This is a genomic window from Brevundimonas sp. UBA2416 (assembly GCF_002343105.1).
Classification (GTDB): domain Bacteria; phylum Pseudomonadota; class Alphaproteobacteria; order Caulobacterales; family Caulobacteraceae; genus Brevundimonas.
This window is the reverse complement of sequence record NZ_DDRM01000039.1, coordinates 759-16,528: the sequence shown is the minus strand read 5'-3', so window position 1 is coordinate 16,528 and position 15,770 is coordinate 759. Positions and strand designations below refer to the sequence as shown.

At 68.1% G+C, this 15,770-nt stretch carries 13 protein-coding genes, 2 tRNA genes and 1 pseudogene; 5 read left to right on the top strand and 11 right to left on the bottom strand.

What is annotated here, in order from left to right:
- Position 1: 1 nt before the first annotated feature.
- Positions 2-490, bottom strand: coding sequence for a c-type cytochrome (locus B3E43_RS12600; RefSeq protein ID WP_292030028.1), 489 nt, complete (start codon positions 488-490; stop codon positions 2-4).
- Between the two features lie 149 nt (positions 491-639).
- Here B3E43_RS12600 and B3E43_RS12595 point away from each other — a divergent pair, with 149 nt between their 5' ends.
- The 3 genes from B3E43_RS12595 to B3E43_RS12585 all read left to right on the top strand — a co-directional run bounded on the left by B3E43_RS12595 (position 640) and on the right by B3E43_RS12585 (position 3,399).
- On the top strand, positions 640-948 hold the full coding sequence (locus B3E43_RS12595; RefSeq protein ID WP_292030026.1) for a FeoA family protein: 309 nt from the start codon (positions 640-642) through the stop codon (positions 946-948).
- A complete protein-coding gene (feoB, locus tag B3E43_RS12590) occupies positions 948-2,819 on the top strand; it encodes a ferrous iron transporter B (protein WP_292030024.1) in 1,872 nt (623 codons plus the stop codon). Before B3E43_RS12595 ends, feoB begins: the two co-directional genes overlap by 1 nt.
- Before the next feature lie 85 nt (positions 2,820-2,904).
- A complete protein-coding gene (locus tag B3E43_RS12585; protein ID WP_292030022.1) occupies positions 2,905-3,399 on the top strand; it encodes a hypothetical protein in 495 nt (164 codons plus the stop codon).
- A 9-nt stretch (positions 3,400-3,408) separates the two neighbouring features.
- Here the strand turns inward: B3E43_RS12585 and B3E43_RS12580 are convergent.
- The 5 genes from B3E43_RS12580 to B3E43_RS12560 form a co-directional block, all read right to left on the bottom strand.
- Positions 3,409-3,484: transfer RNA gene (locus B3E43_RS12580), tRNA-Thr, on the bottom strand.
- A gap of 245 nt (positions 3,485-3,729) precedes the next feature.
- A complete protein-coding gene (locus B3E43_RS12575) occupies positions 3,730-4,740 on the bottom strand; it encodes a DUF2891 domain-containing protein (RefSeq protein ID WP_292030020.1) in 1,011 nt (336 codons plus the stop codon).
- 2 nt (positions 4,741-4,742) lie between these two features.
- Positions 4,743-5,708, bottom strand: coding sequence for a DUF979 domain-containing protein (locus tag B3E43_RS12570; RefSeq protein WP_292030017.1), 966 nt, complete (start codon positions 5,706-5,708; stop codon positions 4,743-4,745).
- Positions 5,705-6,430 carry a DUF969 domain-containing protein gene (locus B3E43_RS12565; protein WP_292030015.1) on the bottom strand — a complete coding sequence of 242 codons (726 nt, stop codon included), beginning with the start codon at positions 6,428-6,430 and terminating at the stop codon, positions 5,705-5,707. The genes B3E43_RS12570 and B3E43_RS12565 overlap by 4 nt, the downstream gene beginning before the upstream one ends.
- 42 nt (positions 6,431-6,472) lie before the next feature.
- Positions 6,473-10,114 (bottom strand): hydantoinase B/oxoprolinase family protein, encoded by a 3,642-nt coding sequence (locus B3E43_RS12560; RefSeq protein WP_292030011.1) that lies wholly within the window; start codon positions 10,112-10,114, stop codon positions 6,473-6,475.
- 122 nt (positions 10,115-10,236) lie between these two features.
- On the opposite strand from B3E43_RS12560, the gene B3E43_RS12555 reads away from it, so the two are divergent.
- Complete coding sequence (locus B3E43_RS12555) at positions 10,237-11,679, top strand: aldehyde dehydrogenase family protein (protein WP_292030008.1); 1,443 nt, start codon at positions 10,237-10,239, stop codon at positions 11,677-11,679.
- 131 nt (positions 11,680-11,810) lie between these two features.
- The gene (locus tag B3E43_RS12550) at positions 11,811-12,578 is read left to right on the top strand and encodes a DUF2189 domain-containing protein (protein WP_292030007.1); all 768 of its coding nucleotides are present in this window, start codon (positions 11,811-11,813) and stop codon (positions 12,576-12,578) included.
- Positions 12,579-12,601: 23 nt separating this feature from the next.
- On the opposite strand, the gene B3E43_RS12545 is transcribed toward B3E43_RS12550, so the two are convergent.
- The 5 genes and pseudogenes from B3E43_RS12545 to B3E43_RS12525 form a co-directional block, all read right to left on the bottom strand.
- Positions 12,602-12,691: transfer RNA gene (locus B3E43_RS12545), tRNA-Ser, on the bottom strand.
- 85 nt (positions 12,692-12,776) lie between these two features.
- The gene (locus B3E43_RS12540) at positions 12,777-13,718 is read right to left on the bottom strand and encodes an NUDIX hydrolase (RefSeq protein WP_292030005.1); all 942 of its coding nucleotides are present in this window, start codon (positions 13,716-13,718) and stop codon (positions 12,777-12,779) included.
- A 3-nt stretch (positions 13,719-13,721) separates the two neighbouring features.
- Entirely contained in the window at positions 13,722-14,315 is a 594-nt protein-coding gene (locus B3E43_RS12535) for an HD family hydrolase (RefSeq protein ID WP_292030145.1), read from the bottom strand.
- A gap of 121 nt (positions 14,316-14,436) precedes the next feature.
- Complete coding sequence (locus B3E43_RS12530) at positions 14,437-15,315, bottom strand: methyltransferase type 11 (protein ID WP_292030003.1); 879 nt, start codon at positions 15,313-15,315, stop codon at positions 14,437-14,439.
- Positions 15,316-15,422: 107 nt separating this feature from the next.
- Positions 15,423-15,770 (bottom strand): annotated as a pseudogene (locus tag B3E43_RS12525) (ATP-binding protein); the annotation flags it as partial.

Genomic DNA, 15,770 nt, shown 5'->3' with positions numbered 1-15,770 from the left:
TTCAGGACTGCGGCGTATAGCCCGTCTCGACCTTGAGGAAGGCGATCACGTCGCGGCGATCCGCGGGATCAGGGATGCCGGCGAAGCTCATCTTGTTGCCTTTGAAGAAGGTGCGCGGGCTTTCCAGCCAGTCGTTCAGCCGGTCGCCGTCCCAGATAAAGTCCGCTTCCTTCAACGCGGCTGAATAGTTGAAACCGGGATGGGCTCCCGCCTGACGCCCGAACACGCCGTACAGATTGGGTCCGGTCATGTTGGAGCCGCCCTCGGTAATGGTGTGGCATGAGCGGCAGCGGGCGAAGGCCCGACGACCGTTATCCAGATCCGCTGCGTTGTACGGCGCAGGCATGGCGGCCAACAGCGCCGCCTTTTCCGCATCCGTCGGAGCTGGCCGGGCCGGCGCGGTGGGCGCACCCGTCTGAGCCGGACCACGTTCCTGGCCGCAGCCGGAAAGTGCAAGAGCAGCGAGGGCGATCAGGGCAGGGCGGTTCATCTACGGTCTCCGGTCGTCTGCGTCTGTGATAGCCGAACCGTGACGGCGGACAACTGGCTGCGGCGAGATGGCGGGCTGGACGAAGCCGAGTCGCACCTGATAATCAGTGTCAACAGGCGCCAGGCGCGCGCCGTTGGTTCACGAGCGTGATGCCCGATACCCTGAAACTCAGCCAGGCCCGCAAGGGCGACCGTGGCGTTATCGTCCGTGTGGGCGATCATGCCCGGACTGACGAGCACGCGCTTGAGCTGGAGCGTCGGCTGCTGGAACTGGGCTTCGTCGAAGGCGCTCAGGTCGAACTGCTCCACGAGGGTCTGTTCGGTCGCGATCCCATCGCCATGAAGATCGACGACATGCGGGTCGCATTGCGCCGGCATGAAGCCGCCAGCCTGACGGTGCGATTCGAAACGGCCGCCGCGGCCGAAGTTGAGTCCATGTCGGAACAGGTCCCCGCCTGATGGACATGGCGGTAAGGAGCGCGCGGGTCGCGCTCGTCGGAAATCCGAACAGCGGCAAGACCGCCCTGTTCAACGCCCTGACCGGCGCCCACCAGAAGGTCGCCAACTATGCAGGCGTGACGGTGGAGCGGAAGGAAGGCGTGATCCGCTCGGCGACCGGCCGTCCGATGTCGGTTCTGGATCTGCCGGGCACCTATTCCCTGCGCGCTCGCAGCCCCGACGAAGAGGTCACGCGCGACGCGGTGCTGGGCAGGCTGGCCGGCGAGGAATCGCCGGATGTGATCGTCGCCGTCGCCGATGCGACCAACCTGCGCCTGGTGCTGCGGCTGGTCCTGGAACTGAAGGCCGTTGGTCGGCCCATGGTGCTGGCGCTCAACATGTACGACATCGCCCAGCGTCAGGGCCTGCGGATCGATCTGGAGCGGCTGCGTGCCGAACTGGGTCTGCCGGTCGTGCCCACGACGGCGACGCGCAAGCGCGGCATTGAAGACCTGATCACCGCCATCGACGTCGCCGCGGGCGCGTTGTCTCCTTCTGCGGAGAGCGGCTGGTCGGCGCCGGACGCCGACGCCTTGCGCGGCGCGGCCCGCGAGGCCGAGCGGATCATGAAGGCCTGCGTTCGCCCGCCGGAGCGACCCGACACCCTGACCGGCCGGATCGATTCCGTCCTGCTGCATCCGGTCGGCGGACTGCTGATCCTCTGCGCGCTGCTGTTCGTGATGTTCCAGGCCGTGTTCACCTGGGCGACCCCGCTCATGGATGGCATCGAGGCGAGCCTCGGGGCCTTCGGCGGCTGGGTGGCTGCGGTCACGCCTGATGGCATCTGGGAGAGTCTGATCGTCGATGGCCTGATCTCCGGTGTTGGCAGCGTGCTGGTGTTCCTGCCGCAGATCCTGATCCTGTTCCTGTTCATCATCCTCCTTGAGGACTTCGGCTACATGGCCCGGGCGGCCTTCCTGATGGACCGGGTCATGGGTGGGGCAGGCCTGCACGGGCGGGCCTTCATCCCGCTGCTCAGCAGCTTCGCCTGCGCCATTCCCGGCGTGATGGCGGCGCGGGTGATCGACAGCAAGCGGGACCGGTTGACCACCATCATGGTGGCGCCGCTGATGACCTGCTCGGCGCGAATTCCCGTCTACACCCTGATCATCGCCGCCTTCATTCCGCACCAGACGGTCTGGGGTTTCGCCAGCCTGCAGGGGCTGGTGATGTTCGGTCTCTATGCCGCCGGAATCATCAGCGCCCTGGTCGTGTCCTTCGTCATCCGCAAGGTGTTCTGGCGCGGTGCCGTCGAGCCTTTCATGATGGAGCTTCCGGCCTATAAAATGCCCGATCCCCAGAGCGTGGCGTTCAATCTGTGGCTTCGCGCTCGCATCTTCCTGGAACGGGCGGGACGGATCATCCTGCCGCTGATGATCATTGTCTGGGCCCTGGCGACCTTCCCCTATCCGCCCCAGGGCGCGAGCCAGCCGGCCATCGACTACAGTTTCGCCGGCATGATCGGCCACGCGCTGGAGCCCATCTTCGCTCCCATCGGCTTCAACTGGCAGATGGTCATCGCCCTTGTGCCGGGCTTGGCCGCCCGGGAAGTCGCGGTAGCCGCCCTGGGCACAGTCTACGCCGTCGCTAATCCCGAGAGCGCCACCAGCCTGCTGGGCGCGACCCTGGCCGCCCAATGGTCGCTGGCGACCGGGCTGGCCTTCCTGGCCTGGTACGTCTTCGCGCCCCAATGCGTGGCCACGCTGGGCGTTGTGAAGCGCGAGTTGAACTCGTGGAAATGGATGTGGGTGATGGTCATCTACATGTTCGGCCTGGCCTATCTGGCGGCCTGGGTTGTCTACCGACTGGCTGTCGCGCTGGGCGGTGGCTAGGTTTCGGCTGCTCGCTCATCGCGTGACCATGGTTGACAAGAGCGGGGCGTTGAGGCGAATCCCTTGATTGTTCTGGGGGAAATTCATGCTGTCGCCGCTAAGACCCTTGTTGTGTCGACATGAGTTCTATTGGTCCGAGCGGCATCAGTCCGATCTCTGCCGGCGCTGTGGCAAGACCCGTGTTGCGTCTGAACCGGCGTCCGCGGAAGCGATGCCGGCTGCGGGCGTGCGGAATGTAGAGGTTCCGTTCCTGATCGACGATCAGGACGTTGCCGGTCCGCTGAACAGCGCCTTCTTCGATATTCCGGCCTCGGACGGGTCGATGCCCGAACCCAAGGTCCCTGTGCGCCGTACGCCGAGCGCGAAGGCCTTGAAGGCGCAGGCGTTGGAACGGCGCGAGAACCTCCTCGCCCTGCTGGATCGCATTGCGGAGGGTGGGCAGCCCAGCCGCAAGGATTCACTCGATGTGATCCTCGCCGTCATCGAAGACGCCCATTCAGCCGATCCGGTCTTGTTCGGGCAGGAGGCGGCCGGTCATTTCGCCCGGCTGCATGATGCGCGGAGCGGACTGATCTTCTGACGGGCGAGATGGTGCCGGCTGCAGGAATCGAACCCGCGACATCCAGTTTACAAAACTGGCGCTCTACCAACTGAGCTAAGCCGGCCGCCGTCTTGACGGGCGGCCCTTATGCTGGCGCATGGCGGACGACGTCAAGACGGGGCCGCCATGCCAATCTCCTTCGCTCACGTCGCATCGGCCGCCCTGCTGGTCGCGTCCAATTTCTTCTGAGACCCTGATCGTGTTCGCCGTCTTCCCGGTCACGTTCCCGGGGGCGAAGCCGACGATGCGTCATGCCGTCGGCTTCGCCCTGATCAGCGCCGGGGCGTGGTTCGTATTCCACGGACCTCTCTAGGTCGACTGGTCGGCCAACAAGGCGAGCAGGGCGAAACTGGCCAGCCAGTGCTCGCCCATATAGTCGCCGGTGACATGGGGCAGGGCGGCGTCGAGATGGTCTTCCGCAGCCTGGAGGGCGATCGGGCGTCGCGGGTCGTCCGAGGCCAGCGCTGAAGCGATTTCCCGCCAGCACCAGGCCCGGCTCAGGTTCAGTCCGTCGAGGTGGGCGATCTTGCCGTCGGAGCGATCGCTGACGCTGGCAGGCTGGAAGAGCGTCGTGGGCTCCCGCCGGTCCAGTCGGGGCAGGAACGCATCGAACCATGCGGCGAAGGCGTCCGGGGTCAACACCCGTCGCATCAATGCCGCCTCCATGAGGGCCGGCGACAGGAACTCGTCCTGCGACGGCTCCCACGCCTGACAGTCGCGGTCGCCTGAATGCCAAAGGAGGGCACGGTTGCGACAAAGCTCAGCCACGGCGTCGTCGCGAACACTCTCGGCGTAGTCGAGCGTCAGTCTCAGGGCGAAGGCGGTGTTGTAGTGGGTCCCGACCCGGACCGGGTAGTCCGCCAAAGGGAGGAAGTCCGTGAACCGCCTGGCGAACGCGCCTGCCAGCGGACGCAGGATGGCCGCGCGGTCGCCTCCATCCCGTTCAACCTCGGCGGCGAGCATCAGCAGCCAGGCCCAGCCGTAGGGTCGTTCGAAACCCCGGCTTCCCGGTCGATCGAGATAGGCGGTTTCGACGGCGACGTTCTCCGGTGTGAAAATTTCGTCCGCGAGGGATCTGATCCGCGTTGCCTCGGGCATGTCCGGATAGAGCCGCAGGAGGGTGAACAGGGTCCACCAGCCGTGTACGCACGAATGCCAGTCGAAGCTGCCGAAGAAGATCGGGTGCAGGGCGCGCGGGCCCAGTACATCTTCCGGCCCCGCCAGGACGTGGTCCATCTTGTTCGGATATTCGCGCGTCACATGGCCGAGGGCGGCGGCGGCGAAGCGGGAGGCGGTGGCGGCGGAGAGACCATGCGTCATCGTCAGAACCGGAAGGCCAGGAAATACATCAGGGCGATGTTGACCCCTAGCATGATCAGGGCGGTCGGGATCTGGGCGCGGATGACGCCGTTCAGGGCCGCATTGCGATCCGGCAGTTCCAGCAGATTGGCCGGCACAACGTTGAAATTAGCCGCCATCGGGGTCATCAGCGTGCCGCAGAAGCCGGCCAGCATGCCGATGGCGCAGACGATGGCCGGATCGCCCCCGAACTGCCCCACTACAAACGGTAGGCCGATCGCCGCGGTCATCACCGGGAAGGCGGCGAAGGCATTGCCCATGATGATGGTGAACAGGGCCATGCCGAGGCAGTAGGCCGCCACCGCCAGCAAGGGAGAGCTCATCGGCACCGCCTGGGTGACCAGTTCCCCGACCACGCCGCCCACATCGGCGGCCAGGAAGACCGCGCCGAGCGAGGCCAGCATCTGCGGCAGCAGGGCCGCCCAGCCGATGGAGTCCATCAGCCGCCGCCCTTCCTGCACCGGCGCCATCACGGAAGGACGCAGCCAGGCCATGGCGGCGATGAGGGCGAGGATACAGCCCAGGCCGAGCGCGATCAGAGTCGTCTGGGTCGAGGAGATCAGCCATTCACCGATGCTGGTGTGTTTCGCCGCGAGGGTGCCGCCGACCGCGATCAGAGGCACGATCAGGGCGGGGATGAACAGGGCGTTCCGCCGTCGGGTCGCACTCTCGCGCCGCTCCTCGGGCGAAGTCGTCGCCGGGCGACCGACCCCCAGCGCCTTCAGACCGCCGACGGCTACGAGCGCAAGGACGAGTACGCCGTTGCCGAGGCCACCCAGCCATGACCCGAACAGCATGGAGGACGCGATCAGCCCCCAGAAGATCGCGCTGCGGATGCGGGTCGGATGCTCGGGGTCGCGCAGCGTCAGGACGGCGAAGGCCAGGAACATCAGGCCGACGAGGATGTAGGCGTGCTCAAGCGTGATCATTGGCCCGTCTCCGCGTCCCGGGCGGCGAGGTCGCGGCGTATCTCGTGGTCGAACAGCAGCAGCCGGGCGCCATGGACCGCGAACGCTGCGATGGCGGTGGGAATGGCCCAGACCGACAGCTGGAGCGGCTCGACGATGATCCCTGCCTGTTCAAGGAAGCCGACCATCAGCACGATCGATCCGATCGCGATGAAGATGTCCTCGCCGAAGAACAGGCCGATGTTGTCCGTGGCGGCCGACATGCCGCGGATGCGGAACCGGACCTTGTCGGGCAAATCGCCGCCCGCCTGGACCTCGGCCGCGCCCTCGGCCATGGGCGCGACCAGCGGCCGGACCATCTGCGGATGGCCGCCGAGGGAGGTCAGGCCGAGCGCCGAGGTGGCCTGACGGACGAACAGATAGCTCAGCAGCAGGCGACCGGCCGTCGCCGCCTTGACCTGGGCGATCAGCATCCGCGCCCGCTCCTGCAGGCCCGCCCGCTCCAGCAGCCCGATCACCGGAAGGATCAGCCAGGTGATGTGGAAATAGCGGTTGTCGTTAAAGGCGTCGCCGAAGGCCGCCAGCGTATCCACGCCCGCCTTTGCCAGAGCCCGGATATCAACGCCGGGCGCCACCGCCGCCGTAATTCCCGTGACGATGGCGGCGATCAGTATGACCAGCAGCGGATTGATCCGGGCCACGAAGCCCGCGACCACGACCGCTATTCCCAGAAGCACCAGCATTGGAATCTCCCCCTCGGTCGATGGTTGCGCCGAACGGGCGGCTCAGGAAGCCCTTTTCGCGCCGAAGCCGCCGCCGCCCGGTGTTTCGATGACGAAGACATCGCCCGCCGCCATCCCGACCTCGGCCGTTGCCCCCAATCGTTCGATCGAGCCGTCTGTCCGCTCGACCCGGTTCACCCCGACTGCGCCGGGCTTGCCTCCGCCCGCCCCGAACGGCGCTGTGCGGCGGTGGTTTGAGAGGATGGCGGCAGTCAGCGGCTCGAGGAACCGCACCCGCCGGATCGCGCCGTCGCCGCCGCGATTGGCGCCGTCGCCGCCCGACCCGCGGCGGATGGAGAATTCCTCAAGCAGGACAGGGAAGCGCGTTTCGAGCACCTCGGGGTCGGTCAGGCGGCTATTGGTCATATGGGTCTGGACGGCGGATGCGCCGTCGAAGCCCGGCCCCGCGCCGGATCCGCCGGCAATGGTCTCGTAGTACTGGCGGGCGTCGTCGCCGAAGGTGAAATTGTTCATCGTGCCCTGGCTGGCGGCCAGCACGCCGAGGGCGCCGTACAGGCAATCGACCACCGCCTGACTGGTCTCGACGTTGCCGGCGACGACGGCGGCCGGATAGCGGGGATTGAGCATCGATCCCTCCGGCACGATCAGCCGGATCGGCTTCAGGCATCCCTCGTTCAGGGGGATGGTCTCGTCCACCAGGGTGCGGAAGACGTACAGGGTCGCCGCTCGCGCGATCGACAGCGGGGCGTTGAAATTATTGGGCAGTTGATCGCTCGTGCCGGTGAAGTCGACCACGGCGCTGCGGGCCTCGGCGTCTACGTCAATCCGCACCCGGATGACGGCGCCGTCGTCCATCTCCAGCGCGAACGACCCCGGCTTGAGCGCGGCAATGGCCCGGCGGACGGCCTCTTCGGCATTGTCCTGAACGTGACCCATATAGGCGGCGACCACGGGACGTCCGAACTCGGCGACCATCCGCGTCAGCTCCTCGCCGCCACGCGCGCAGGAGGCGACCTGGGCCTTCAGGTCGGCCATGTTCTGATCGACATTGCGTGATGGGTAGCGGCCCGAGGTGAACAGGGCGCGGGTCTCGGCGTCCCTGAGCCGTCCGGCGTCGATCAGCAGGAAGTCGTCGATCAGCACCCCTTCCTCCTCGACCGTCCGCGACGAGGGCGGCATGGAGCCGGGGGTGATCCCGCCGACATCGGCGTGATGGCCGCGCGCCGCGACGAAGAAGGCCGGCGCTTCGTCCGTGTCGAGGAACACCGGCATGATGACGGTGATGTCGGGCAGATGGGTGCCGCCATTGTAGGGCGCGTTGAGCATATAGGCGTCGCCACGCTTCATGCCGCGTCCGTCCTTGCCGCCGCCGCGCGAGGCGATCACGGTCCGGATGCTCTCACCCATAGAGCCGAGGTGGACGGGGATATGCGGCGCATTGGCGATCAGGGCGCCGGTGGCGTCGAAGATGGCGCAGGAGAAGTCCAGCCGCTCCTTGATGTTGACCGAATAAGCCGTGGCTCGCAGCGCCTCGCCCATCTGTTCGGCGCAGGCCATGAAGCGGCTGTTGAACACTTCCAGCATGATCGGATCGACGTCCGTGCCGATGGCTGTGCGAGCGGGCAGGGGGATGGTGCGTTCGAGGATCATGTTGAGGGCGGCGTCGGCCGAGGCGCGCCAACCCGGCTCGACCACGGTGGTGCCGGTGTCCTCGAGGATGATTGCGGGGCCGTCGACTGCGGCCCCGGGTCCAAAGTCGGCTCGGCGATAGACGGGCGCATCATGGCCGTCGCCTGCCATCCGCACCGGAACGCGCTCGACGACAGACGGGGCCTGATCCGATGCGCCACCCACGACCCTCGACGGGGCCTGATCCGATTCGGCGACCGCCTCGGCCTCCAGGGCCTCCACCATCAGGGCCTTGTCCTCGGCGAAGAAGCCGAACCGCAGCCGGTGCAGGGCTTCGAACGCCGCGCGCATTTCGCTGGCCGGGCCGAAGGGAACGACCAGCGGCGTGTCTGACCCGGCGAATTTGATCTCGGCCCGTACCAGCGTGGTGATCGCTTCATCGGCGAAGCCCTGGGCCATCAGGTCGCCGCGCGCCTGACGACCGAGGGCGTCGACGCGTTCGGCCAGGGCGGCGTCGCCGGCAGCCTTCAGCGGCGCAGCCACGGTCCCCTGACGGATGGCGCGGACCTCGGCCAGCCCCATCCCGTATGCCGACAGCACACCGGCGAAGGGATGCAGCATGACCCGCGTCATGCCGAGGGCGTCGGCGACCAGACAGGCGTGCTGGCCGCCCGCGCCGCCGAAGCAGTTGAGGACATAGCGGGTGACGTCATAGCCGCGCTGGATCGAGACCGACTTGATCGCCTCGGCCATGTTCTGGACGGCGATGGTGATGAAACCTTCGGCGAGGGTCTCCGGCGTCGCCGTCCGGCCCGTCGCGCGGGTGACCTCGGCAGCAAGTGTCGCGAATTTTGCGGCCACGGCTTCCGCGTCCAGCGGCTGGTCGCCGTTTGGTCCGAACACCGCCGGGAACTGGTCGGGCCGCAGCTTGCCCAGCATGACGTTGCAGTCGGTGACCGTCAGCGGCCCGCCGCGGCGATAGGCGGCCGGGCCCGGCACGGCGCCGGCGGACTCCGGGCCGACCCTGAGCCGCGATCCGTCAAAGCGGCAGATCGAACCCCCGCCGGCCGCCACAGTGTGGATGCCCAGCATTGGCGCACGCAAACGCACCCCTGCCACCACGGCGTCCGAGGTCCGCTCATAGTCGCCGGCGAAGTGGGAGACATCGGTCGAGGTGCCCCCCATGTCGAAACCGATGACCCGGTCGAAGCCCGCCGCCCGCGCGGTCTCGGCCATGCCGACGACTCCGCCGGCCGGGCCTGACAGGATGGCGTCCTTACCGCGGAACGCCTCGGCGGCCGTCAGCCCGCCGCTCGACTGCATGAACAACAGGGGCGTCGAGGGGCCGAGATCGGCGCCGACCCGATCCACATAGGCTCTCAGGATCGGCGACAGATAGGCGTCCGCCACCGTGGTGTCGCCGCGTCCGATCAGCTTGATCAGCGCCCCGACTTCGTGGCTGACCGAAATCTGCTCGAAGCCGATCTCGCGGGCGATGGCCGCCAGCCGCCGCTCGTGGTCGGTGAAGCGCCAGCCGTGCACCAGAATGATGGCGACGGCGCGGAAGCCGGCCGCGCGCGCCGCCATCAGGTCCTTCCGAGCCCGGCCCTCGTCCACGGGCCGATCGAGACCGCCGTCGGCCCGCACCCGTTCATCGATCTCGATGACCCGGTCACAGAGCTGGTCGTTCAGGACGATGTGGCGGGCGAACAGCTCGGGCCGGCTCTGCCAACCGATGCGCAGGGCGTCGCCGAAGCCCCGGGTGATGGCCAGCACCACGGGCTCGCCCTTGCGCTCCAGCAGGGCGTTGGTGGCCACCGTGGTGCCCATCCGCACCTCGGCGACGAGGCCGGCGGGAAGGGGGCCGTGCTCGACCCCGAGGACGCGTCGCATGCCCTCGACCGCCGCGTCAGCATACTGTTCGGGATTGTCCGACAGCAGTTTGCGGGTCTGAAGCGACCCGTCCGGCGCGCGGGCCACGATGTCGGTAAAGGTGCCGCCCCGGTCGATCCAGAAGCGCCAGCCCGTCGCCGGCCCGGTGTGCGCTGCGCTCATGATCGGCTCCGACTCGGTCATTCGGTGAGCTTATCGCAGACTTTGCGGCTCAGGTTCGCCCGCAGGCCTGTCGCAACATCGATCCGGTTGCTAGATCGACGGGACCAGACCGAGGACGCGCCATGACCGAGACGATCGAACTGTGCCACTGGATCAACGGCGAGAAGATCCCGGCCGATTGTCCGGGTGAGAGTCTCAACCCTTCGGACACCCGCGAGGTCGTCGCCCGCACACCCGACGGCGGCGAGGCCGAGGTCAATGCGGCGGTCGCGGCGGCCAAGGAAGCCTTCACGGGCTGGTCGGAAGCGTCTCCGGAAGTCCGGTCCGACGTGCTCGACCGCGCGGGAACCCTGGTCATGGAGCGGCGCGAGGCGCTGGGCCGGCTGCTGTCGCGCGAGGAGGGCAAGACCCTGGCCGAGGGGATCGGCGAGACGGTTCGGGCCGGCCGGGTGCTGAAATATTTCGCGGGCGAGGCCCTGCGCGTCCACGGCCAGAACCTCGCCTCGGTCCGGCCGGGCGTGGAGATCCAGACCTATCGTCAGGCGGTCGGCGTCTATGGCCTGATCACGCCGTGGAATTTCCCCATCGCTATCCCGGCGTGGAAGGCGGCGCCGGCGCTGGCCTTCGGCAATACGGTGGTGATGAAGCCTGCCGGACCGACCCCGGCGACGGCCGAGGCGCTGGTTGCCATCCTGCATGAGGCCGGGCTGCCCAAGGGCGTGCTCAACATGGTCATCGGGCGCGGCCGGGTCGGGCAGGCCCTGGTGGATCACCCCGACGTCGACGGCCTGAGCTTCACCGGCTCGCAGGGCGTCGGCGCGGGCGTGGCGGCGGGCGCTGTCAAGCGGCAGGCCCGGGTTCAGCTGGAGATGGGCGGCAAGAATCCGCTGATCGTGCTCGATGACGCCGATCTGGACCGCGCGGTGCAGATCGCGCTGGACGGCTCCTTCTTCGCCACCGGCCAGCGCTGCACGGCCTCCAGCCGGCTGATCGTGCAGGACGGCATCCACGACCGCTTCGTCGCGGCCCTCGCCGAGCGGGTGGCGGCCCTGCGCGTCGGCGATGCGCTCGACCCCCAGACCCAGATGGGTCCGGCCGTGTCCGAGGACCAGATGGAGACCTCCTACCGCTACATCGAGGTGGCGCGCGGCGAGGGCGGCCGGGTGGTCACCGGCGGCGCGCGGCTACAGCTGGAAAAGCCGGGCTGGTACGTTCAGCCGACCCTGATCGCCGACACCGAGGCGGGCATGCGGATCAACAATGAGGAGATCTTCGGCCCGGTCGCCTCGACCATCCGCGTCAAGGACTATGAGCAGGCGCTGGAGATCGCCAACGGCGTCGAGTTCGGCCTCTCCGCCGGCATCGTGACCAGCTCGCTGAAGCACGCCCGCGACTTCCAGCGGCGGGCGAAGGCGGGGATGACCATGGTCAATCTGCCGACGGCGGGCGTCGACTACCATGTCCCGTTCGGCGGCTCGAAATCTTCCAGCTATGGCGCGCGGGAGCAGGGATTCGCGGCGGTGGAATTCTTTACCCAGACCAAGACCAGCTACTCCGCCGGCTGAGGCGGGGCCGACCGGGTCGCGGCCTCTGCAGCACGGCCCGCCGGACCGGAGAATCATCTCGCTTGTCAGGATCGGATAACGGCGACATCCTTTGCGGTATCCGATGCTCAAGCGATCCGACGGGGGGAACCATGGACGCCACACTGCATCTTCCGGCCGTAAGGCCGGTCAGCCTCGCGGCCCCTTTCGGCTGGCTGGCCGCGGGCTGGCGTGACCTGATGAGGGCCCCGGGCCCGCTCCTTCTGTACGGGTTGGCCATAGCGCTCGCCAGCTTCACGCTCTGCTACGGTGTCTATTCGACCAACGGGGCCTTCTGGGTGCTGGTGCTGACGGCCGGCTTTGTCATGATCGCCCCGATCCTCGCCATGGGGCCGTATGAGGCGGGTCGACTGATCGACCAGGGCAAGCGACCGCGTCTGGGGCAAATCCTGTTCGTGCGCTCGGCATTCCGGCAGGACGTCGCCTATCTCAGCCTGCTTCTGGTGATGCTCTATTTCCTGTGGAGCCGGATCGCGCAGATCGTCTACGGCCTGTCGACCTACCAGATTCACCGGGATGTCGACGCCCTGGCGGCTTTCGCCATCGGCACTGACGAGGGCCGGGCCATGCTGATGACGGGAACGCTGATCGGCGGCGTGCTCGCCTTCGTCGCCTATGCGCTTGTCGTGGTTTCCGCGCCCATGCTGCTCAGCTCCAGCACCAATGTGTTTGCGGCGGTGGCGACCAGCGTGCGCGCCGTCAATGCGAACTTCTTTCCGTTGTTGCTCTGGGCGGTGATCATCACGGCCTTGCTGTTGATTTCGGCGGCGACCGGGTTCCTCGCCCTCGTCGTCGTCTTCCCCTGGCTCGGCCTTGCCAGCTGGCGCGCCTATCGCAGTCTGGTTGCCGACGGCGGCTGACCGGCGACTCATAACGAGGGCGGTGGCGGAGAGGGTGGGATTCGAACCCACGGTGCCCGCAAAGGCACGCCGCATTTCGAGTGCGGTACATTCGACCACTCTGCCACCTCTCCGCGGGGCCGTAGGACGCTTGGTCGAGCGAGCGGCTTCTCTAATGGGGACCGGGCCGCGCCGCAAGCGGGCCGTTGAGAAATCGATTCAACGTTGCGCAGGCAGGGGCAGGCCGAGGGCCTCGCCCGTGGTCAGATCGCCGTCGATGACGCGGAACAGCTCGGCCGGCCGGCCGCCGGTGGCGGCTGACAGGCGGCCTGTGGGCTGGACCAGGCCGGTCCGTTCGACTCCACGGCGGAAATTCTGCTTGTGCAGCGACAGGCCCGCGACAGCCTCGGCGGCGATCTGGAGCTCGGACAGGGTGAAGGTCGCGGGCATGAGGTCGAACAGGACGGGGCGGTATTTCAGCTTGCTGCGCAGGCGACCGAGGCCGGTGGCGAGGATGCGGCGGTGGTCGGAGACCATGGAGCGGCCAGGCGGTGCCGTGACGGGGGGGCGGTTCTGGTCGCGGGCGGCTTCGGCGACCAGGCCGGCCTCGTAGAGGAGTTCGTAGCGTTCGAGGACGCGGCTCTCGCTCCAGCGATGGGTGGGGGTGGTCGCGAACAGGCTGTCGACCCGGGCCTGCTTACGGGGATCGCCCCCGGCCCAGGCCGTCAGGTCGGCGACCAGCGGGGCGAGGCAGGCGGGGTCGCCGTCGCGGCGGTCTTCCCAGGGGAAGATGTCCAGCACCGGGGTCCAGCGCGCCTCGGCGAGGGGCGTTCCGGCGGCGTCGGCGGTCAGGGCGAGGTAGCCGACGGAGACCTCGCGGCGTCGTTCGGGGCCGGGCGTGGCGCGGGGACTGGCCCGGCCGAGGTCGCCGAAGGTGTAGAGCTGTTCGACGAAGCCGAGGCGGAAGCCGGTCTGGGCGGTGACGAAGTCGCGCAGCGCCCGTTCGAAGGTGCGGTCGCGGGCCGGGTCGAACGGGCCGAAGGGCAGGGCGGCGTCGCCGTCCTCGCCCGGCGTGGTCAGGACGCAGGCCTTGCGGTCGCGCAGGGCGATGACAACCGCCGAGAGGCCGATGCGAACACCCTGTTCAGCCGGCGCGCCCATCGCCTATTCCGTATGCCAGGCGTCGGCGGCGGGCATCAGGCCGACGGCCTCGGCCAGGACGCGGTAGCGGTCGAGGTAGCGCTGCTGGGCCACGGGGGCAGGCAGGGGGTCGATGATCAGGTCGTAGCCGGGGGGCGGCGAGCCGAACAGGCTCAGACCCTCCTTCTTGCTGAAGCCCGCCAGTTGGGTGGCCTCGAAATAGGCGCAGGCGACGTCGGCCTTCTTGATCAGGGTCTTGATCTCGACGGGGTTCTTCGGCGGCAGGCCGAAGCGGAGGTGGATGGCACCTTCCAGGCGGGCCTCGAAAGCCTTGTAGTTGACGCCCAGTGCCGCCTTGAAGGGCGAGATCATGTCGCCGATGACGTATTCCGAGGCGTCATGGAGCAGGGCGGCGAGGCGCCATTTCGGCTCCAGGCCCGGCCTGATGTGGGCGGCGATCTCCTCGACGACGCAGGAGTGCTGGGCGACCGAGAAGGCGTGTTCGCCGATGGTCTGGCCGTTCCAGCGGGCGACGCGGGCAAGGCCGTGGGCGATGTCCTCGATCTCGATGTCGAACGGCGAGGGGTCGAGCAGGTCGAGGCGGCGGCCGGACAGCATGCGCTGCCAGGCGCGGGGTACTTTCGCGGAGGGGCGGGGCGTAACGGCCAAGGGTGGTTCCTGCTTGCTGGGCAGGGTTGGTGACGCATCGGGCGGCCGCGATCAAGGCCGGAGCCGACGGTTATTCCCCGGCGTTGAGCGCGACGAGGTCCTTGGCGTCCTCGAAAGCGCGTTCGCGGTTGCGGTCGCGGGAGCGGACGGTGGCGACGACGAGGGGGCCGCCGGCGGGCCCCCGGGCCTCGTAGCCGACCACACGCCAGCCGGCTTCGGAGGTGCGGCTGTCGGTCAGGATCCAGCTGGTGCGGGTGCCCCCGCCGCCGGCGCTGGCGCGGATTTCCGCGGCGTCGTTCCGGGCGGTGATGGTGACGTCGTCGCCGTTGGGCGTCGAGCCCGAGACCCGCGCGGACCCGTCGCTGTCGTCGGCGTCGATGTGGAAGCCGCCGATGCGGACGCTGGCCTTGTCGCCGCGGGTCTCGATGCGAACGCCGGGCAGGCGGACCGTGGCGTCATCGCCATTCGCCTCGATGTTGACCCCCGGAGCCCGGACCGAGGCGCGGTCGGCCGAGGCGGCGGCCTGGTCAGCGGTGGCGGCGGCCTGATCGCCGGCGGCGGCCGCACGGTCCGCCGACGCGGCGGCCTGATCAGCCGAATCCGCGGCCGCCTCCAGCGCATCCAAGGCGCGGGGCAGGTCGCCGGACAGTCGCTGTTCGAAGGCCTTAAGCACCTGGGCGGGCGTTTCGCCGTCGAGCGGGACCAGGTGAAGGCTGACCTCGGCGCCCTTGGGGCCGACATAGGTGCAGACGGTGCCGCCTTCGGAGGCCGAGCCCTTGCGCGTCAGGGAACCCATCGTCTGCGGGCACTGCAGCGTCTCGACGACCTTGAGCACGCCCTTGGCGTCGTTGTTCTCGCTGCGGGTCGAGGAGATGCGCACGCCGTCGCCGCAGGCGGAGAGCCCGGCGAAGGCGCAGAGCGCGGGGATCAGAAAGGGACGTAGGGGCATCGAAGTGTGGTCCTGGTACGCCTCTATCCTGCGCGCGCTTGATTCATTTTCCAGTGAAATCGCGGTAAGGCGCGTGACGAAACCTGTTCGTTCGTGTGTTCGGCCTGTTACGAACCGGGTCGCGCGCCCTCACGGCGGTGAAGGAAGGCGAGACGTTCGAAGAGGTGGACGTCCTGTTCGTTCTTCAACAGGGCGCCGTGCAGGGGCGGGATCAGTTTGTTGGGCGATTTCTCGCGCAGGGTCTCCGGATCGACGTCATCGACCAGCAGCAACTTGAGCCAGTCCAGAAGTTCCGAGGTTGAAGGCTTCTTCTTCAGGCCGGGCGTGTCGCGGATCTCATAGAAGGTCTTGAGCGCCTCCGAGACCAGCCGCGGCTTGATGCCCGGGAAGTGGACATCGACGATGGCCTTCATGGTCTGGTCGTCCGGGAAGCGGATGTAGTGGAAGAAGCAGCG